This is a genomic window from Arthrobacter sp. K5 (assembly GCF_040448525.1).
Taxonomy (GTDB): domain Bacteria; phylum Actinomycetota; class Actinomycetes; order Actinomycetales; family Micrococcaceae; genus Arthrobacter; species Arthrobacter globiformis.
In genome coordinates, this window is record NZ_CP159279.1 from 2,521,329 (window position 1) to 2,540,603 (window position 19,275).

15 protein-coding genes and 1 pseudogene are annotated in these 19,275 nt (G+C 63.4%); 4 read left to right on the plus strand and 12 right to left on the minus strand.

What is annotated here, in order from left to right; translation table 11 throughout:
* Positions 1-39: 39 nt before the first annotated feature.
* From ABRP34_RS11430 to ABRP34_RS11475, 10 genes are all read right to left on the minus strand, one after another.
* Positions 40-1,116: an LLM class flavin-dependent oxidoreductase gene (locus tag ABRP34_RS11430; protein ID WP_353710280.1), complete on the minus strand. Its 1,077-nt coding sequence runs from the start codon at positions 1,114-1,116 to the stop codon at positions 40-42.
* Positions 1,117-1,262: 146 nt separating this feature from the next.
* Entirely contained in the window at positions 1,263-2,369 is a 1,107-nt protein-coding gene (locus tag ABRP34_RS11435; RefSeq protein WP_353710281.1) for a Gfo/Idh/MocA family oxidoreductase, read from the minus strand.
* A gap of 156 nt (positions 2,370-2,525) precedes the next feature.
* Positions 2,526-3,617, minus strand: coding sequence for a nitrilase-related carbon-nitrogen hydrolase (locus tag ABRP34_RS11440; protein WP_353710282.1), 1,092 nt, complete (start codon positions 3,615-3,617; stop codon positions 2,526-2,528).
* A gap of 179 nt (positions 3,618-3,796) precedes the next feature.
* Positions 3,797-4,789: a substrate-binding domain-containing protein gene (locus ABRP34_RS11445; RefSeq protein ID WP_353710283.1), complete on the minus strand. Its 993-nt coding sequence runs from the start codon at positions 4,787-4,789 to the stop codon at positions 3,797-3,799.
* A gap of 149 nt (positions 4,790-4,938) precedes the next feature.
* The gene (locus ABRP34_RS11450; RefSeq protein WP_353710284.1) at positions 4,939-5,652 is read right to left on the minus strand and encodes a gluconate 2-dehydrogenase subunit 3 family protein; all 714 of its coding nucleotides are present in this window, start codon (positions 5,650-5,652) and stop codon (positions 4,939-4,941) included.
* 33 nt (positions 5,653-5,685) lie between these two features.
* Positions 5,686-7,338, minus strand: coding sequence for a GMC family oxidoreductase (locus ABRP34_RS11455; protein WP_003798247.1), 1,653 nt, complete (start codon positions 7,336-7,338; stop codon positions 5,686-5,688).
* A gap of 44 nt (positions 7,339-7,382) precedes the next feature.
* Complete coding sequence (locus ABRP34_RS11460; protein ID WP_353710285.1) at positions 7,383-8,333, minus strand: aldo/keto reductase; 951 nt, start codon at positions 8,331-8,333, stop codon at positions 7,383-7,385.
* Positions 8,334-8,395: 62 nt separating this feature from the next.
* Complete coding sequence (locus tag ABRP34_RS11465; RefSeq protein WP_353710286.1) at positions 8,396-9,460, minus strand: ABC transporter permease; 1,065 nt, start codon at positions 9,458-9,460, stop codon at positions 8,396-8,398.
* A 37-nt stretch (positions 9,461-9,497) separates the two neighbouring features.
* A complete protein-coding gene (locus ABRP34_RS11470; protein WP_353710287.1) occupies positions 9,498-11,081 on the minus strand; it encodes a sugar ABC transporter ATP-binding protein in 1,584 nt (527 codons plus the stop codon).
* Positions 11,082-11,140: 59 nt separating this feature from the next.
* Positions 11,141-12,151 carry a sugar ABC transporter substrate-binding protein gene (locus ABRP34_RS11475; protein WP_353710288.1) on the minus strand — a complete coding sequence of 337 codons (1,011 nt, stop codon included), beginning with the start codon at positions 12,149-12,151 and terminating at the stop codon, positions 11,141-11,143.
* 412 nt (positions 12,152-12,563) lie between these two features.
* Between ABRP34_RS11475 and ABRP34_RS11480 the strand changes: the two genes are divergently transcribed.
* From ABRP34_RS11480 to ABRP34_RS11495, 4 genes are all read left to right on the plus strand, one after another.
* Entirely contained in the window at positions 12,564-13,610 is a 1,047-nt protein-coding gene (locus ABRP34_RS11480) for a LacI family DNA-binding transcriptional regulator (RefSeq protein WP_353710289.1), read from the plus strand.
* Complete coding sequence (locus ABRP34_RS11485; protein WP_139023297.1) at positions 13,607-13,822, plus strand: hypothetical protein; 216 nt, start codon at positions 13,607-13,609, stop codon at positions 13,820-13,822. The genes ABRP34_RS11480 and ABRP34_RS11485 overlap by 4 nt, the downstream gene beginning before the upstream one ends.
* A 698-nt stretch (positions 13,823-14,520) precedes the next feature.
* Positions 14,521-15,825 carry an aromatic ring-hydroxylating dioxygenase subunit alpha gene (locus ABRP34_RS11490; protein WP_003801060.1) on the plus strand — a complete coding sequence of 435 codons (1,305 nt, stop codon included), beginning with the start codon at positions 14,521-14,523 and terminating at the stop codon, positions 15,823-15,825.
* On the plus strand, positions 15,822-17,228 hold the full coding sequence (locus tag ABRP34_RS11495; RefSeq protein WP_353710290.1) for a ferredoxin reductase: 1,407 nt from the start codon (positions 15,822-15,824) through the stop codon (positions 17,226-17,228). Before ABRP34_RS11490 ends, ABRP34_RS11495 begins: the two co-directional genes overlap by 4 nt.
* Here the strand turns inward: ABRP34_RS11495 and ABRP34_RS11500 are convergent.
* Both ABRP34_RS11500 and ABRP34_RS11505 read right to left on the minus strand, forming a co-directional pair.
* Positions 17,225-17,464, minus strand: a pseudogene (locus ABRP34_RS11500) (transposase); the annotation flags it as partial. The gene ABRP34_RS11495 and the pseudogene ABRP34_RS11500 overlap by 4 nt on opposite strands.
* Positions 17,465-17,635: 171 nt before the next feature.
* A complete protein-coding gene (locus ABRP34_RS11505) occupies positions 17,636-19,246 on the minus strand; it encodes an IclR family transcriptional regulator C-terminal domain-containing protein (protein ID WP_353710291.1) in 1,611 nt (536 codons plus the stop codon).
* Between the last annotated feature and the right edge of the window lie 29 nt (positions 19,247-19,275).

Sequence of the window (19,275 nt, forward strand, 5' to 3'; positions counted from 1 at the left end):
TCGGGGCAGAGGTCCGGAGCAGCGCTCTCCCACCAGCTTCTAGGGCGTAGGCCGTGCCGCTCGTTGCCGGTCGTGCCCATTTTCGGCCGGAGTCCAGCCCAGGACGGGACCCAATTTGCCTGCGATGTCGGTAAGGATCTGGACGTAATCCTCGTGGTCAAAGCTGAAGGGCAGTGCGAACACCGCTTCGTCAACTTCCTGGAATCCTGCATGTGCGTACAGTTGCTCGGCGATTTCTTCGCAGGTACCGATGAGGTCCGGGGCGAACAGCATGCCCTTTGGCCCTTGGGGCGCCCGTGTGCGGGGAGTGCGTTCATCGACGTACCGCTGGTACTTCTCCCGCTGGCTGGGCGATGCCGAGTCGGTCGGGATCACCACCAGGCCCTGCGATACCCGGGCTGGTCCACGGGCTTGTGCCGTTGCGGCGGCCTCACGGAAGGCACGAATCTGCGATTGCTGAATCTGGGCAAAGTCCGGTTCCTGATCCTTTTCGGGGAACACGACGCTGCTGGAGAGCAAGTTGAAATTGTTTGCCCCGGCCCAGACGGCGGACTTCCTGCTGGCCGCTCCATACCAAAGGCGAGCCCGAAGCCCGGGAGAGTGCGGCTCGACGCGGTTGGAGAATTCCTCCACCACACCTTGCCTGCCAGAAAACTCCCGCACCGTTTCCCCTGCGATCAGGCGGGCAAGCCGATCCACGCGGGCGTAGCTGAAGTCCTCCAGCTCGGCGGAATCCGGGTACAGCTCGTGCTTCACGGTGTCGTAGTGCATCGGTTCCCCCACGCTCAGCCCCGGATTGATTCGTCCCCCGGCGAGGAGATCCACGGTGGCCAGATCCTCGGCCAGGCGCAATGGGTTTTCCCAGCCCAACGGGGTCACAGCGGTTCCAAGCTCGATCCGGGAGGTGCGCTGGCTCGCGGCGGCCATCATCGCAATCGGGGAGGAGATTCCGAACTGCAGATGGCGGTGGCGCAGCCACGCGCTGTCGAAACCGAGCCGCTCGCCAAGTTCCATGATCTGCAAAGTGGATTGGTGTCCCGCAGCCGGATTCGCCGGATCGAACAGGCCAATGGTGAGGAATCCAAGTCTGCGCAAAGGACGTGTGGCGTCGGGCATGGGCTTCCTTCAGGATTGGGGGTGCGGCTCCTTCTCAGAATATGCGCCCGGACGTGGCGGTTCTTCTGACAATGACGGGAGGTTAACCATTGTCGGTGGGATCCGTCGATGACATGGCCAGCCCGGCAGGCTTGTCGGAATCACGGTTATCGGCGAGCTTGCTCGATTATTTTGAGGACTGCAACAGCGTCGCTGGGATCAACAGGCGGTGCACCCCCGGTTTGTAAGGCATGCGCCAGCTGCGCATAGAACCGGGGATAGTCACCCCGGCGGGTCGGCTCATCCCGAAAAGATCCGGCCACACCTACTTTCCCCCAACTTTCCGCAGGTTCAATGCCGTATTCAGGATCGGTGGGGAGCATGCCCTCCCTCAGCGCCTTTTCCTGTCCGTCAAGTCCCCATTTCGTGTAGGCGGCCTGGGAGCCCAGGACGTGGAAGCGGGGACCTAGCCGGGCAGCGTGTCCATTCATCCACAGGCGGGACCGCGTTCCGGACCGGTGCAGTAGCGAGAGGAAGGCATCCTGGTCTGCATCGGACTGATCGGGATCGCCGTGACGGGCGGTTTCCCCGTAGACTTCCGCGATCGGACCAAACAATTGGATGGCCTGGTCGACTAAGTGGGCGCCGAGGTCGTGAAGTATCCCTCCGCCCTCAGCTAGCAGGGCTGTGTCGCGCCAGTTCCGGAACCCCTCCGGCATCCACCATTCGAAGCGGGATTCAAATGTGCGGACTTCGCCAAGCTTTCCTTCGCGTATCAGCTGCTTGAGGGTAAGGAAATCACCATCCCATCGGCGGTTCTGGAACACGGTCAGGCACCGGCCTGCGTCAGTCGCCGCGGCAATAAGCTCTTCACCGTCTTCCGAGCACGGGACGAACGGTTTGTCGACAACGACGTGCAGACCGCGTTCGAGGGCTGCCTTGGCAAGTTGTTTGTGGTTGAGGGGAGGTGTGCCGATGACGACCACATCCAGGGCCAGCTCCCCTTCATCAACCCGGGTAAAGAGTTGCTCAGGGGTGGGAATGATCCGGGCATGCGGATAAGTTGCCCGGGCAGCATCAGTCCTTCCTGGGTCCGAAGTGACGATGGCTTCCAGAACATAAGAATCGTTTGCCTGAATGAGCGGGGCGTGGAAGACACGGCCGGATATTCCGAAGCCGATAATGGCGGCTCGCAGTGAAGGCTTGTCGCTTCCTCTTACTTCTTTCGGATCTGATTTGTCGTCTTCGCCGGTCAGCGCTGGCTGGCGGATCATTGAGCATCCTCTTCGGTCGGATGGTGAGCACAGTTGAGTAATCTGTCCGGGATGATTGGCGCCAAAGCCTCCGGCGAGGGGCCTGCTACAGCTGAGCGTTCGGGCAGAATTGGCCGGGGCCCACGAGACACGTGATCCCCGGCCAATTCCCCCACGTTAGGCCTTGTAGCCGGACGGCGGCGTGAGAACACCGCGCTCGATGAGTTTCTCGATATTGGCGGCTCGGGTTGAGTCTTCCCGGGCCAGCCAGTCCTCACCGGGAGGTGCGTCGAGGTACTGGTTCTTCGGGTAGATCGGGTTGTCGTAAATAACCCGGTACTGCTCGGTGCGCAGGTCCTTGAACTGGTTGTACAGGCCGTTCGACACCCGAGCCCGGCGGAGCGCTTCGATGTCGATCGTGGTGCAGACGAACGAGTCACCCGACGTCCAGCCCTGCTGCTTGGTGAGGATCTGGCCCCGCGGTCCGACGATCATGGACTGGCCGCCGAACAGGTCCTGCATGCTCCCGTCGTCACGGACCTCGGGCCCCAGGTTCGGAGCGACGACGTACGCCGAGTTGAACATGGCGTGTGCCCGGTTCTGCAGTTCCCACATGCCGTTCTGCACGGCCGGCTCGATCAGGGTGCCCCGGATAATGATCTCGGCGCCGTTCATCGCGAGCCCACGCGCCACCTCAGGATAGACACCCTCGTGGCAGATGGCGTACCCGATGTTGCCGATCTCGGTCTTAGCCACAGGGAAAATGGCGTCCATTGCATTGCCATTGCCCTTCTTTTCAATCCACTCGTCCCACACGTCGTGCGGGTTCATGTTGCCAAGCATGCCGCCCTCGTAGGCATCACTGGTGGCCTTGTAGCGCTTGTAGATAATTTCGCCCTGCGGATCGATGATAAAGGCGACATTGAAGTGGCGGTCCGGGAAGTCCTCATCCTTCACCATGTACAGTTCGGCAGAGATGTAGGTGTTGAGTTCCACGGCCTTCTTTGCCAGCTCGTCCGTCTCCGGCCCGGGAATTGTCACGGCAAAGTGACGCTCCTTTTCGCGGTTGCCTGGCGTGTTGGCGATCATGCCCTGGATTGCCATTTCGGGCAGGACCACCAGCTTGACCGGAGAGCCCTCCCAGGCCCCGACCATGACTGCCGTGTCGATGAATTCATTGATGCGCTTGACGTTGGCAACGCCGTCGCCGGGATTCTTCACATTGATTGTCCGCGGCGAGACTGCCACGACGACAAATGGATCGACCATTGTTTTTCTCTCTTTTCTCTTCTTCGAGTACCTGAGTTAGCGCTAACTCACGGTATTCCGGTTAGGTAGGGAATTGCAAGACTTGGGGTCACTGCTTTTCAGAAATAGGGCAGGAGCCCTAGTGGTCCCAGAGCCGGGAGTTCAGCCCTGGGTATGGGTGCAGGCAGGCGCGGCTGGTGTCAGCTCCGGCTTCGCGGCGGCGCTGTGGTGTCGCGGAGCATGAGGAGCGGTTCCAGCAGGGGGATGTCCCCCTCCGTCTCCTCTTTGATCATGGCGAGGATGCGGCCTACGGCGATGTGACCAATGGCCTCGAAGTCCAACTTCACCGTGGTCAGTGCCGGCCGGAAGAACGGTGCTTCCTTGACGTCGTCGAATCCCACAACGCTGACGTCGCCCGGCACGTTGCGCCCGGCGTCGTCCATGGCCTTAATCACGCCGAGCGCGAAGGGGTCGTTGGCGGCAAAGACCGCCGTGACATCCTTCCTTGCGGCGAGTTCACGTCCCACGCGGTATCCCTCAGCGGCCGACCAATCGGTCGTTGCGAGCGGCGTCGGAACGACGCGTCCGGCCGCGCCCAGTTCCGCCGCCCATCCCTGGACCCGGGCGGATGTTGCCATCCAACCCGGAGGGCCTTGAACATGCCACACCGTTTCGTGCCCGAGGTCCAGCAAGTGGCGCACCACCATCCGGGCCCCCCGCACTTCGTCAACGGAAACGCTTGTGGGGCTCGGCTGCGATCCCTGCTGGAAGGTCACCACGGGGACACCGATGTCGAGGTCCTCGAGCACCGTGATCGCATCCAACAAGGGCGCGAGCACGATGACGCCGTCAACCGTATCCGAATTGATGGATTCGAAGGCTGCCCGGATGTCCCGCCGTTCGAGACTGGCCAACGTGACTAAACGCGTAGCGTAGCCATGCTGCCGGGCTTCTTCCGAAATACCGTACAGGGCCACCGTTGGGCCCAGGACCGACAGTTCGAAGCTGACAACACCGATTGTCATGGTCCGGTTGCTGGCGAGCGCCGCGGCTGCGGGATTTCGGCGGTACCGGAGTTGCGCTATTGCGTGCTCCACGCGTTGGCGGATGTCCGGATCCACATTGGTCGCTCCCCTGACAACCCGTGACACCGTCTGCTGGGACACCCCGGCGAGCCGGGCAACGTCGGACATCCGGGGAGCCTTTGACCTGGAGGCCAGCCGCTCCCCGCGCCCATTGGTGTTTCGGGCATCTGAAGGCGCGGGACTCGTGGACACCACTCCATTATCCCCGGCTACCCTTGAGGAGCCCCGGAACGCGCCGGTGGTCGGCGCGCCAGCTGTCACGGACGCCGGTACCGCAGGACTTCGGGATGCTGGTCGTACGGCCACTCGGCCCCCTCCACCATGTACTTGCGGGTGGTGTAGCTGCCGTCCATGGTTGAGGCGAGCGACGGAGGTCCGTCGAAGCCGATAACACCCCAGCCGACGCGGTTCTCGTTGCCTCCGTACACCGGGTCGCCGTAAAACCCCTGACGGGTATTTAGCACCAGCAGCGGGAAGAACTCCAGGAAGTCCTCGTTGACCGGCTGGTTTCCAGCCGGTGCGCCCCCAAGACCAACCTCGGAGTGCTCCAATGAAAAAGCATGTGGCTTCGCTGCGCCCGAAAGTGCCTCGAGCACCGCGTCCTGGTCCTCTGCCGGAAGTTCGAGGAACTCGACGTCGGCACGCTCTTTCGCCAGCCGGTCCAACTCCACAACGCCCTCGCGGTAAAACTCCCGGCGCTGCTTGATGCGCTCCTGCCACGCGGCCTCGTCGCGGCCCTCCATCCGGAGGAACCCGTTGCCGTCCGCGGCCGGGAAGATGAACTGCGTTCCCGCTAGCATCCGGTCAATGAAGCGCACGACCTTGGCCTCACGCGCGCCCGGGTGGTGGTCGGTGGGGATGACCCGGGCCGTTGCGGCCTCGATCGTATTCCACTCGTGCTCGGTGAAGAACACCGGCCCGTCGACGTCCCGGGTTGAGATGGGTACCGTAGCCCATTCCGCCTGTCCCATGTGAGATCTGTCCTTTCGTGTGTGAGGTGCGAATCAGTTTTCGGACCAGCCGTGGCGGTCGACCTGGAGGATGCGGTCAGAGCACCGCCAGGCGTTCGCCATGATCGTCAGGGCCGGGTTGATACCGGTCGCGGTCGGGAAGAAGCTCGCGTCGAAAACGTAGAGGTTTGGTACCTCGTGCGAGCGGCACCAGCGGTCGACGACGGACGTTGCCGGGTCGTTGCCCATGCGGGCGGTGCCCAGTTCGTGCGAGGTGTTGCCCGTGATCCGCTCCATGTTGACCGGAATGACCTTCTTAGCCCCGGCGGCCTCGAGGATTTCCCCGTTCTTGGCGACCTGCCAGCGCTCCTGGGCAAAGTCGTTGGAGTGGGGCGTATGGGTAATGCGGGCCACCGGCAGACCCCACGCGTCCTTGACGTTCGGGTCAAGGTCGACGCGGTTGTCCTCAACCGGCAAATCATGCAGCAGGACACCGATCTTCATGCTGTGGTTGAAGAAGTCGCGGTCAGCGTCCTTCGCCGCCTGGCCCCAGGTCGGCCTGCCGGGGAAGCTCCAGTTCACCGGGTGGCCGATCATTGACGGGAAGATCAGCGACCCCAGAATGTGGCCCCGGCTCTCGTCTGTTTCGTAGAAGTCGAAGGAACACAGGCTCATGTAGTGGCCCGCCCACCCGTACAGGGGATCGCTGACCTCACGGTCGAACAAGCCGACCGAGAAGGAGTACTGGTGGAAGGTCGCGTTCTTTCCGACCATGCCGTTGCCGTTGCCGAGGCCGTCCGGGAAGAGCCCTGACTTCGACATGAGCAGCAGGCGCGGGGTCTCGATGCCGCCGCCACAGACGATCACGGCCTTCGCATGCTGGACGAATTCGTCGCCGTCCTCGTCCTGGTAGCGGACACCGGTGGCGCGGCCGTCCTTGCCGACGAGTATCTCGCTGACGTAGGAGTCGGGGCGGAGGTCGTAGCGCCCAGTCGCAACCGCGTCCGGGATGAAGCTGATCAGCGTCGATGACTTGCCGCTGCCCGGATCGGGGTACTGCTGCCAGAAGCCGTTTTCACTGAAGGGCTGCCGCCCCCGGTAGGGTTCGGTCACCATGCCCTGCGGCATGGGGAACGTGCCGTGGCCGAGCTTGGACATCGCGGTGGCGAAGGTTCGCCCGATCTGGCTCAGCGGTGACGGCTTGGTCGGGTAGCCGCGGCTGCGCCACGCTTCCCACTTGTTCGCCCCCGCCAGGCCCGACGTGCCGAACTCCCACTCGACGCGCGTGTAGTACGGCTCCAGCTCGTCATAGGAGATAGGCCAGTCGACCAGGCTCGCGCCCGGAACATCGCCGTGCAGGCTGCGCAGCTTGAAATCGCTCTCGGCCATGCGCGGAACCATGCCACCCCAGTGGGTGGTGCCTCCGCCCACCACCTGCGGCGTGGCGGAGAAGTTGGTGATTTCCGCCTCGACCTTGTCGTTGGGGCGGTAGGTCCGCGGCTTGACCTTCGGGTCCTGCCAGATGAAATTCCGGTTGAGGAACTTCAGCTCGTCTCCCGAGGCGTGCTCGGGCTTCAGCCATGGCCCCCGCTCCAGGCCCACCACCTTCAGGCCAGCCTCGGACAGCACCTTTGCCGCGGTGGCCCCGCCGGCGCCTGCGCCGACGATGACGACATCCACCGGCTCAGGCTGCTTCTTCCTGGTCATAATTTTGGTTTCCTTTCGTAAAATCCTGCTTCGCGCCCCGGCGGTCAGACCGTCACGGTTTCAATGCCGTTCCGGCCGGCGCTTGCAAGGGGCAGGAGCTGGTCCCAGAGTTCCTGGGGGATGTCGTGGTTGAGCAGGCCGAGGGTCTCCTCGACGCGGGTCGGGCGGGACATTCCAACGATGGTGGATGCCACGCGCTCGTCGCGCACGGAGAATTGCAGGGCAGCTGCGGCGAGTGGGACGCCGTGCTGCCCGCACAGCGCTTCCATGCGCAGGACCCGGTCGATCGTCGCCTGGTCGACAGGTGCGTAGCAGTATCGCGGGACGGCCCGCGGTCCCTTGACGAGCATCCCGCCGCCGAAGGGGGCGGCGTTGACGAATGCGACTCCGCGGCGGGCTGCGTCTTCCAGGAGCGGCTCGGCGGTCTGTTCGACGAGGGTGTAGCGGTTGTGGCTGATGACGGCGTCGAACGCGTCTGTGGCGAGGTACTGCAGCTCCAAGTCGATCGGGCCTCCGGCGACGCCCAGGTACTGGATAACACCCTGGTCCCGGAGATCGATGAGGGCTTCGAGGGGGCCTCCCTTGGCTACTCCCTCCTCGAACGAGATCTTCTCCGGGTCGTGCAGGTAAACGAGCTGGAGCTTGTCGAGGCCGAGGCGCTCGAGGCTTTCCTCGACGGACCGGCGGACGCGGTCTCCGGAGAAGTCGGTGCTGCCGGGAACCGGGTCGACCTTCGTCGCGACGACGTATCCCTCGGGGATGCCTCCGCGCTCGGCGATCGCCCGGCCAATCCGCTCTTCACTGGCCCCTCCGCCGTACTCGTTGGAGGTGTCGATGAAGGTGAAGGGCCCGTCGAAGACGCGGTGGATGGTGGCGACGGCTGTGTCTTCATCGACTTCATAACCGTACTGGGCGGGAAAGCTGCCGAGCGCGCTCGTGCCGACACAGATATCGGAGACAGTCAGATCGGTGCGGCCAAAGGGACGAATAGACATGTATTCCTGCTTTCTGAAGCTGAATGAGTTGATGATGGGTGGGCGGTCAGGCGGTCTGGGTTCTAAGCAGCCTGGGTTCGCCGGAAATGTTTGGAGAAGAATCCAGAGATCCTCTGGACGCCGCCTGCGCTGGAGAGGAAGACGGCGAGGATGATTACTGCTCCCTTGATGACCAGCTGCGGTTCGGAGGAGATCCCGACGAGGTTCATGATGTTGATGATGGTCGTCAGGATGAACACTCCGATTACCGCGTTCAGGGGATCGCCCTTGCCGCCCATGAGGGAGGCACCGCCCACGACGACGGCTGCGATGGCGTCGAGTTCGTAACCTACGCCGATGAGCGAGCTTCCCTGCCGTAGCTGGGCCGCGGCGACAAGGCCTGCCAGGCCCGCGAGCACGCCGGAGATGGTGTAGGTGATGATCAGGTTCCGGGCGACCGGCAGGCCCGAAAGCCTCGAGGCTTCGGGGTTGCCGCCGATCGCGTAGAGGGAGCGGCCGAACGTCGTGTACTTGGCCACGAGTGCCGCGACGACCGCAACGATGATGAAGATCAGGACGGGGTTGCGGATGCCGAGGAAGCTGCCGCGGGAGAAGGCCTGAATGAGCCCCTGGTCGCGGATCTCGATCAGGCTTGTTGACTGGGTGATGTAGCTGAAGCCCTTAACAGCGCTCATCATGGCGAGCGTGGCGATGAACGGGGGGATGTTCAACCAGACGACGAGGATACCGTTGATCAGTCCGGCGAGAGCGCAACAGGCCAGCACGAACATGACGGACGCGCCGGCGGGCATTCCGGCCTGCAAGGTCAGTGCCGTAAGTACCGTCGACATGGCCAGGATCGATCCTACGGAGAGGTCGATGCCGCCCGTCAGGATGACGAAGTATTGGCCGATCGCCAGCACGACGACGATCGACGCGGCCGTGATCACGTTTTCAGCGTTGCGGAACGTCAGGAAGTCGTCGGAGACGTAATAGCCCACCGCGATGATTGCGAGGAGCACGAAGATAAGGTAGCTCTTTGGCAGGGCGCGGAGGGCGCTGCCCCGCAGGCGGGAGCCGACGCTGGCGGATGGGGTTGGGGAGGGGGTGCCACTTGTTGGAGGCAGGGGCGACAGGGTCCGGGACATGGTTGTTCTCCTGAATAGAAACTGATCGAGGGTGCCCTCAGGCGAAGCGCTCAAGGATGGCGTTGCCGGCGGGGTCGATGTCGTCATGGTCGAGTTCGGCGACGACTTGGCCGCGCGCCATTACGAGGACGCGGTCGCACATCATCGCCTCGGTGATCTCCGAGCTCGCCACTACGACGGTTCCTCCGGCCTGTGCGAACTCGCGGATGAGCTCGTACATGTCTTCCTTCGCCCCGACGTCCACGCCGCGGGTTGGTTCGTCGCACACGAGGATGCGTGACTGGCGGACAAGCCAGCGTGCCAGGATGGCCTTCTGCTGGGTTCCGCCGCTCAGCGTCTTGAGCGGCTGGTTCACCCCGGAGACCTTCATGCCGAGCCGGGCCACCATATCCCCGGCCACGCCGCGCTCCCGCCGGGACTGGATCACGCTCAGCCGGCTGAATTGCGGCAGGCTGGCCAAAGTGATGTTGCCGGCGACGCCCATGTCCGGGATGAAGCCCGCGGCTTTGCGGTCCTGCGGCAGCAGCCCGATCCCGCGCCGGATCGCGTCGCGGGGGGCACGGAAGTCCACTGCTTTCCCGTCGACGCGGATCTCGCCCGAGGTCCGCCGCCGCGCACCCGCGATGAGGCCAGCCAGTTCTGACTGGCCGCTGCCGATGAGCCCCGAGATACCGAGGACCTCGCCTTCATGCAGTTCGAATGACACCTTGTCCACGCACCCCTGCTCGGAGAGGTCGCGGGCGGAGAGGATGACGCTCTCCCGGGGGCCGGCGCCGAGGCTGGGCGAGCGTTCCCCGCGGAGGGCTGCGTCGGCAATGGACCCTTCGAGGCTTTTCCCGACCATTGCCGTGACGACGTCGGCGGCCTTGGAGTCTGCCGTCTTCAGATCCGCGGCGTTCACGCCATCGCGCAGCACGGTCACGGCGTCGCAAAGCGAGAAGAGCTCGTCCATGCGGTGTGAGATGTACAGCAGCGTCACGCCCTGTTCGGACAGCGACCGGAGGACGGTGAACAGCCGCTCAACATCGGGCAGGGGCAACGTGGACGTGGGTTCGTCCAGGAGCAGGACCCGGGCGTCCTTGTGCAAGGCCTTGGCCAGCTCCACGGCCTGTTGCTCCGCTGTGGAGTAACTTGCTACGGGACGGCGGACATCCAGATGGAAGCCGACGCGGTCGAGCGCGGTCCGGGCCTCGGCCTGCATGCGCTGCCAGTCGACAGAGGCCCCCGCCCGCCGGGGCAACTGGCCGAGGAAGATGTTCTCGGCCACCGAGAGTGACGGCACGAGCGACAGCTCCTGGTAAATCGTGTGGATCCCGGCGCGCTGGGCATCCATCGGGTCACGGAACCGCTGAAGCTCGCCACCGAGGCGGATGGTTCCGCCGTCCGGGGATTCCGCGCCGGAGAGGATCTTCACGAGCGTCGACTTGCCCGCGCCGTTCTGCCCGGCGAGTGCGTGAATGGATCCGCGGCTGACGCTGAAGCTGACGCCCTTCAGGGCCTGAACGCCAGGATAGGACTTGGTGACGCCGTCGAGCCGCAGCTCCGCAGCGCCGTCGTGGGTGTCTCGTGCCGTCTCCACCGCTGCGGTGGAAGGCGAGACCGGGTTATGGGCGAGCATCATGCTCCTTATATAGGGCTCTGGGTGGAACGGCCGACCACGGGGCAGCGCCGGGCAGGGGCTCAGTCTTTAGCGCGGACGTAGGTGTCCGTGGGGACGTAGTATTCGGGCGCTTCGGCGGGCGTAATCACCGTCGTGTCGATGTAGTTCGTCTTGTCCGGGCACTGGGACTGGTCGCCGTTGAAGGCGGCAAGTGCCATCCGCACTGCGGCGACTCCCTGGTCCCATGGCTGGTTGGATGCGTCGGCCTGCAACGGGCCCTTCGGGTCGTCCACCATTTCCTTGATGGCACCCATGCCGCCGTCATAGCTGGCCATGATGATCCCATCACCCCAAAGACCGGCCTGCTGCAGGCCCTGGACAATGCCGCCGTGCATGACGTCGCTCATGCTGTAGATGACCTTGAGGTCCGGGTTGGCGGTCGCGACGTCACGGATCGGGGCGAGCGCCTTATCGGGCTTCCACTCCCCGTACTTCGTATCGAGCTTCACGGTGGTGACGCCCGGGTGCTTTTCCATGACGCGGTTCCACCCCGTCATGAAACCGTTGAATCGGAGGTCGCTTAGCACGTCTCCCGGGAAGCCGCCGATGCCGACAAGCTTAATCTGGCCCTTGTCGCCGTACTTCTCGAGTGCCTTCTGAGCAGCGGTTTCGCCCGCGAGTGAGCCCGTGTGCACCTGATCCTCCGCAACGTAGCAGAACATGTCCGGGACCAGGGACTTGTCCAGGCTTGAGTTGACGGTGACGACTGGTATGCCCGCATCCTTCAGCGCCTGAACCGAGGGTCCGACGCCAAGTGGGTCGTTCGGGTTCATGACCACGACGTCCACGCCCTTCGTGATGAGGGTCTGCACGTCAGCGTTCTGCCGCACGGTGTCACCATTGGCATCCAGCAACTCGAGGCGCGCCCCGATCTTGCTCGCCTCGGCCTGGCCGCCCTCAACGAGCGTCTTCCACCAGTCACTGCCGCTGATGCCGCGCTGGCTCCAGCCGATGACCAGCCCTTTGCCGCTTGCCTTCTCCCCAGCATCGTCCGCGGCAGCGCCGCCCTTACAGCCCGCCAGCCCAAGCATGGCGACCGTCAGCACAGAGGCGCACAGAGCCGCCCTGCCAAGTCTTTTGTTCCGACGAATTCCAGTTGTAGTTCTCTGCATGAACAACACTCCCTCGTGTTCGTGACCACCCCATCTTGGGGCTACGTGAGCCAACTTACACTCTGAGTTAGCGCACTATCAAGAGGTGGAGCAAAATCCATTGAATTTCTATCTTGGGCTGGAATTTCCGCGAGATACCGCGCAAAATAAGGGGACACAGTGCGGCAGCTCACGGCCAGCCGCATAGTAAGGGTGCTGATTTATCGCTAACTCAGTCAACATTTCTCTCGCGAGTGCCATCAATCGCCTCGCGGCAAACTAGGTAGGACAGATGTGCTCGGATCTTGACGGGAACCGACTCCTGCAGCGAGGTCGACTGGATCGTGTATCGATGGTGGATGTAGCGGCGCTGGCGGGAGTCTCGACCCAGACTGTGTCCCGGGTCGCGAACGGGAGCGCTGACGTGCGCGCCACCACCAGGCGGCACGTGATTGCGGCGATGAACGAGCTGGGATACCGGCCCAACAGTGCGGCACGGGCACTGAGGCGGGGCAGCTTCCGGACCATCGGGGTGATCACGTTCTCGCTGTCCTCGCTGGGGAACATGCGCACACTGGAGGCCATCGCACTGCATGCAGCCCGGCAGGACTTCGCCATCACGCTGATCCCGGTCACGGCCCCCACCCAGGCCGGAATCCAGGGCGCATTCTCCCGGATGGGCGAACTCGCCGTTGACGCCGTGATCGCCATCATGGAGGTCCACCTCCTCGATGCAGCGACAGTGACGCTGCCTCCGGGAGTCAAGGTCGTCGTCGTCGATTCCGACGCCGGCGAGCAGTACAGCGTGGTGGACACCGACCAGGCCGACGGCACCCAAAAAGCCGTCCAACACCTCCTGGACCTCGGCCACGACACCGTCTGGCACGTCGCCGGCCCCGAAGAGTCTTTCGCCAGCGAACGCCGCGCCGCCGCCTGGCGCACCACCCTCACCGCCGCCGGCAAGCCCGTCCCGCCCGTGCTCCGCGGCGACTGGTCAGCCGACTCCGGCTACGCCGCCGGACTCCGGCTCGCCGACGAACCCGGCTGCACCGCCGTCTTCGCCGCCAACGACCACATGGCCCTCGGCCTGCTCCGCGCCTTCCGCGAAAAGGGCCTGTCCGTCCCCGGGGACATCAGCCTGGTCGGCTTCGACGACGTCCCCGAAGCCTCCTCCTACGCTCCCCCGCTCACCACCGTCCACCAGAACTTCGCCGACGTCGGCAACCGGTGCGTCGACAACGTCCTGCAGCAGATCCGCACCAACACCACCCAACCCGGCGTCACCCTCGTCCCCACCCAACTCCTGATCCGCCAAAGCACCGCCGCTCCCCCAAAGAGGCTCCCCGAAAGCGGCCAATGCCAGATGGCCCCTTCGTCAAGAAAAGGAGACGCGAATTGAAGACGGAAGAGAGCCGTACGTTAGTGAGCGATGAATGGAAGAATCTCGTCGGATGCACAGTCGAGCTGCGTCGTGACGGCCACCGACTACGAAACGGAGTGGTGGAAGCGGTATCCAGCGACTCGTCAATGATGTGGCTTCAATTTGATGGTGTGCATGGCCGCCAGCTCATTATGAAGACCGACCCCTACGAAATCTACATTCTCGACTAATCCGTCGACCATCAGGGCCGGCAGGACTCCGGCCACGACCGGGCGTTAGCCCAACGTCGGTTACGTAATCGAGCTCCCGTCTGGCCCGCCAATACAGGCACGCAGGTCGCATGGGCTCGGGCGTTCCTGGCTGAGCTGCTGCGCGTTGAGCGGCTTCCTGCCCCACCGCATCTGCGGCCGAAGGTTCATTGCAAACTTCTTGTCTTAGGTACGCCGAGTGTCCCTCAGGTGCCGCACGATGTCCGTGGCCACTTCCGCCGTGCGGCCTCCTTTATATTCCTCCCGCAGGCGCTGACCGCCCCACAATTGCAGGTTAGAGGCCACAGGTTGCGCCCATGTTTCTGATGGATGACGTTCTACATCCGAAAACCTTGGCGCGACAGGTCCCGGATGGGTCTTGGCAGCCTCGATGACCTGCGTTGTTCTGTCGTGTTGCGCCGGAATCCTTGGGAGCTTGACAACAGGCGTGGCGTGAGTCACCCTGTTGCGTATCCTGATTGCTGTTGCGTAGGAAGCACTTGGAAGACTGAAGTATTGGAGTCGTTACCGCTATCCATGGCTTTTCCCTAGATCGTGCGTCTTTATTGCACCTCGATCCTCTAATCGCATGACTACAACATTCTCGACAACGCCGGTTGCCCCACTAAACCGTGATCTCCACGATTTGCACACTACCCAGCCCTACCGGGAGGAAACACATGACTACTTCAGTGAACGTGCCCCTCAATTCGCGCGGAAAACTCGCTTCATCATTGCCTGCAGAGCAGCTGGCAGAGATCACTGAGTTGTTTGCGTCCCGGCGCACGGGATATTCCCTCGACGCCCCCTTCTACACGGACCCGTCGATTTTCAAAATCGACATGGAGGCCATTTTTGGCCAGCACTGGATCTTTGCCGCCAGCACCGCTGAGCTGCCGGAGCCGGGTGACTACGTCACGGTCGACTACGGGCCCTACTCCCTGATCGTCCTGCGCAACGACGACGGCGGCGTGAACGTCCTGCACAACGTATGCCGCCACCGCGGCGCCCGCGTCCTGACTGAATCCGCAGGGTCAACCGGAAACCTGGTATGCGGCTACCACTCCTGGACTTACTCACCCAGCGGTGACTTGATCCACGCCTCGGCACCCGGAGAAACGAAGTTCGACAAGAGTTGCTTCGGCCTCAAGCGTGCCCACGGCCGCGAGGTCGCCGGACTCATCTTCGTTTGCATTGCCAATGAGCCGCCGACGGACTTCGACGAAACCTCAAAGATCTTTGAGCCCTACCTCGCGCCCCACGATCTGGCGAAGACGAAAATCGCCTACCAGCAGAACATCATCGAAGAGGGCAACTGGAAGCTCGTCATGGAGAATAACCGTGAGTGCTATCACTGCGACGGCCACCCTGAGCTCGCCTGCTCCCTCTTCCCCACCTGGGGCCTGACCGAGGGCCTGATCCCGGCCCATCTCGAGGACGTGTGGAACCGCAACAAGGAAGCACAGTCCTCGCTCGAGGAGCGTTGCCGCCGCTATGGACTTCCCTACGAGGTCGTCGAAGAGCTGGACACGCGCATCGCGGGAATCCGGATCTCACGGGAATCGCTCGACGGTGAAGGCGAATCGTTCTCTCCCGACGGACGCAGGCTTTCCAAGAAACTGCTCGGTGACTTGCGGGACTTCCGCCTTGGCCGCTGCTCCATGCACCTGCAGCCCAACAGCTGGTTCCACTTCCTGGGGGACCACGTCATCACCTTCGGCGTCTTTCCCATCAACGAACACCAGACCCTCGTACGCACCACCTGGCTGGTAGCTGACGACGCCGAGGAAGGCGTGGACTACGATCTGGACAAACTCACCTACACCTGGAAGCAGACCAATCTGCAGGACAAGGAGTTCGTGGAGCTGTGCCAGAAGGGCGCCGGCAGCCCCGCCTACCAGCCCGGCCCCTACATGAAGAGCGAATACCAGGTCGAGGCATTCATCAACTGGTACGTGCAGCGAGTGCAGGAGCACTTGGCATGATTGAACTCCGCAACGACACGGCAATCCAGGAGCCACAGCGCATTCGCGGTCTTGAGATGCCGTGGAACAGGGTGATGGGCGGCACCGAGGGACCCGCCCGCGCCGCCCACGCATTGGGCCCCTGGCATCCGCAGGAGTTCATGGCCGAATGCGTCGAGACCGTTCCCGAGGCAGGCGGCATGATGACCTTCGTGTTCCGTCGCTCCGACGGTGCGCCGCTGGCGTTCCGTGCGGGCCAGTACGTGAACGTCGCCTTTCCCGTGAACGGCGAGGACCAGGATCCGGTGGACCGCAGCTACTCGCTGTCCAGTTCGCCCACCCAGCCGTGGACCTTCAACATCACAGTCAAACGCGACTCCACTGGACTCGTCTCACCCTGGGTGCACGAAAACGTCAAACCCGGCACCGTCCTCGAGATGCTCGGACCGGTCGGGGCATTCCACCTCCCCGACGCGGACCGCCGGGCACGGTACCTCTTGCTGGCCGCCGGCGCAGGCATCACCCCCATCATGTCGATGGTGCGGACCATCCACTCCCTGCCCGGACAGGCCGATGTCGTTGTGCTCTACCACGGAGCCGAGGCCGGAGGATATGCCTTCCACCAGGAGCTGGCCTACATCGCCTCCGTGGACCCGCGCGTCAAGGTCTTCTACTCCCTGGGTGACCGGAGCAAGCCTGAAGGGTGGGAATGGCTCAGCGGAAGGCTGACGGCGGCCATGCTCGATGAGGTTGCCCCCGATGCCAACGGCCGCCAGGTCTATGCCTGCGGTCCCGAGGGCTACCTGAACACCGCCACCGAGCTCCTCAAGAAGGTCGGCGTCGACGACACCTCCATCTACATGGAATTCTTCACGGGAGACCGCCAAACGCTCCTTGAATACCAGGCAGAGCTCGCGCTTGCAGCGGACATTGCAGAGGAAATCGCCGAGGAAATCGCCGATTCCGCCGAGGACTTCTATGAAAGCCAGCCCACCGCGTTCGGGCTCTACGAACCTGGCTACGACGCCGATGGAACCCTGAAGGCCACGGGACTGCCGCTGGAAACCGTCGACCCGGACGCCCCCCGCCCCGACGGCAGTCCGGACGTCGGGCCGGATGCCGGGACCTCCGACGCCTCGAGCTTCGACACCGTCGGAACAGGAAGCCTCACCCTTTCCTTCACGCGCACCGGCCTCAACGTGCGGATCGACCCCGACGAACACATCCTCGGGGCGGCCCAGCGTGCCGGCGTCAGGATCGGCGCGAACTGCAAGGAAGGCATGTGCGGCTCCTGCAAGGTCGTCAAGCTTTCCGGCGAGATCGAGATGAACCACCAGGGCGGAATCCGGAAACGGGAGATCGATGCAGGCAAGTTCCTGCCGTGCTGCTCCACCGCGCGAACCGACTTGGTGATCGACGCCTAGGATGTGTCTCCTAAAGCTGTCAGCCAGATGCTAACTGCCCGGAGAACAGCTCCGCCGCGGTAGGTGAGTGCGAGTTTGTCGTAGCGCGTTGCCAACGCGCGCCACTGCTTGAAGATGTTGAAGTTGCGTTCGACGACGTTGCGGCCTTTGTAGTCCTCTTTGTCGAAGGCCGGCGGGCTGCCGCCGGTGGAGCCGCGTCGTTTTCGGTGACCGATCTGATCGGATGGTTGCGGGATGACCGCCACGATGCTGGTGGACGCGGTTCACCGTCGAGTCGACCGAGACTGACCGTTGACTTCGCCCCGGGCGTCGGGCTCCCTGAGCAGCCCGGCCAGGATCTGGTCCCAAGTGCCGTCGCCGCTGTAGCGGCGGTGCCGTTCAATCGGATACCAGAAGGCCGCTGGTGCTTACTGCCCGGCAGCGAAGACGACGCCGCGTTCAGATTCCAGCTCTCCGGGGTTGCCTTCATGGGCGGCAGGGACCCTCGCACTTTTGAAGGTGAGCAGGTGTGAGAGCCGCTGGGCCGTGGCGACTACGGCGCTGGTGAGCTCCGTTGGCGGGGTTCCAGCTACACGGTGGTTCGGGACCGTGACAGCGACCGACCCTCGAATGATGCCGTTGACGAAGAATGGTGCGGCGATGCCATGGGCGTCAGGGACTCGTTCACTGTCGGTGGCAGCCCAGCCCTGGGAGCGGATGATGCCAAGCTCCGCAGCGGATACTCCCGCCTCATCTGTTATTCGGGTGCGAACGTGTTCGGGCAAGTGGGCGAGGATCGCTTTGCCCGCAGCACCGGCAATCAGCGGAATTTCCTCACCTTCTTCCAGAACGTAGCGGACATTCCGGGCACCGGCGATCGTTCGTCCGATGTGGGCCACGTGGCTATCTGCATCGTAAAGGGCAAGGGTGGTGGTTTCCCCCGTTTTTCCGCTAAGTTCGCGCAGATCCTCGTCCACCAGTTGCGAAAAATCATGGCCGGAGCCGAGCGAGGATGACCAGCGCAGCAGCGTCGGGCCAGCCGTCCAGGCTCCGTTGTCCAGCGTGGTCATCAATCCCACGTCGCGGGTGGATTCAGCGAGCCGGCGGGTAGCCACGGACCGGGTTCCCCACAAGCTCGAAAGGCCTTGCAGCGATAGTTGGGCCAACGGTTCGGAACAGAATGCCGTGATAATGGCCGCGATCCGTTGAATAAGTGCCGACGATTCGGCTTCACAGACGTCGTGCCCCTTGTTCCTGCTGCTGTCGGTGAGCAGGGATTCGAGTTCCCGGGCGGCTTCATTGAGCAGTTCTGCGCCGGCCTCGATGTCTGATTCCTTGAATTCGTTCCGCGGCCGGGACAGTGACAGGGACCCAAACAGCCGGTCGTTGACGGTGAACGGCACGCCGATGCCTGCGGCGTCGGGAATGTGCTGGCCGATGCTGACAACCGCACCCACGGTGGCATAGCTCTGCAGAGCATTCGCAATGCGTGTCCGGCTGTCCATCGAGGCTTCCGTGTACTTCTTGAGTTCCTCGGGCAGTCCTGCTGTTCCCCGGCGGGTGAGAATAGCGAGCCCGAGCGCACCGGCATGGGTTGGCAGGTTGGTACCAGGTGGAAGCGTGTACCGGACAGGTGCGTCAGGTTCCACGGAGGCCAGGACGAAGCACTGCTCCGGATTGCCGGTTTCGACGGCCATCAGAGCTGTTGCCCCGGACGCCCGGCTCAAGCGCGCCAAAATTTTCGTCCCCTCGGCAAAGAGAGGATGGCCGTCCTGAAGCGCAGCAGACAGGACCTTCAGCCGTGGGCCGACGATATAGGCGCCACTGACGTCCCTGGACACCAGGCGTTCCTCAACGAGACGGCTGAGGATCCGATTGACAGTGCTTCGGCTCGCGCCAAGCTCCTCGGCCAACTCCCGAACGCCCCATCCATAGCCGGCGCGGCCGATTACAGCCTCGAGGACGGCAACGACCTCTTTAGAGCCGTCCCGCTGTGCCGACTGGTCCAGTTGCTCCATATTTGCAGTATCCCACGGCATTCCGCCCTCCTCCCTGCATGAACCCGGCT

Coding starts and splice junctions, on each gene's coding strand:
- ABRP34_RS11430 (WP_353710280.1), bottom strand. CDS start 1,116: ATGCCCGACGCCACACGTCCTTTGCGCAGACTTGGATTCCTCACCATT.
- ABRP34_RS11435 (WP_353710281.1), bottom strand. CDS start 2,369: ATGATCCGCCAGCCAGCGCTGACCGGCGAAGACGACAAATCAGATCCG.
- ABRP34_RS11440 (WP_353710282.1), bottom strand. CDS start 3,617: ATGGTCGATCCATTTGTCGTCGTGGCAGTCTCGCCGCGGACAATCAAT.
- ABRP34_RS11445 (WP_353710283.1), bottom strand. CDS start 4,789: ATGTCCGACGTTGCCCGGCTCGCCGGGGTGTCCCAGCAGACGGTGTCA.
- ABRP34_RS11450 (WP_353710284.1), bottom strand. CDS start 5,652: ATGGGACAGGCGGAATGGGCTACGGTACCCATCTCAACCCGGGACGTC.
- ABRP34_RS11455 (WP_003798247.1), bottom strand. CDS start 7,338: ATGACCAGGAAGAAGCAGCCTGAGCCGGTGGATGTCGTCATCGTCGGC.
- ABRP34_RS11460 (WP_353710285.1), bottom strand. CDS start 8,333: ATGTCTATTCGTCCCTTTGGCCGCACCGATCTGACTGTCTCCGATATC.
- ABRP34_RS11465 (WP_353710286.1), bottom strand. CDS start 9,460: ATGTCCCGGACCCTGTCGCCCCTGCCTCCAACAAGTGGCACCCCCTCC.
- ABRP34_RS11470 (WP_353710287.1), bottom strand. CDS start 11,081: ATGATGCTCGCCCATAACCCGGTCTCGCCTTCCACCGCAGCGGTGGAG.
- ABRP34_RS11475 (WP_353710288.1), bottom strand. CDS start 12,151: ATGCTTGGGCTGGCGGGCTGTAAGGGCGGCGCTGCCGCGGACGATGCT.
- ABRP34_RS11480 (WP_353710289.1), top strand. CDS start 12,564: ATGGTGGATGTAGCGGCGCTGGCGGGAGTCTCGACCCAGACTGTGTCC.
- ABRP34_RS11490 (WP_003801060.1), top strand. CDS start 14,521: ATGACTACTTCAGTGAACGTGCCCCTCAATTCGCGCGGAAAACTCGCT.
- ABRP34_RS11495 (WP_353710290.1), top strand. CDS start 15,822: ATGATTGAACTCCGCAACGACACGGCAATCCAGGAGCCACAGCGCATT.
- ABRP34_RS11505 (WP_353710291.1), bottom strand. CDS start 19,246: ATGCCGTGGGATACTGCAAATATGGAGCAACTGGACCAGTCGGCACAG.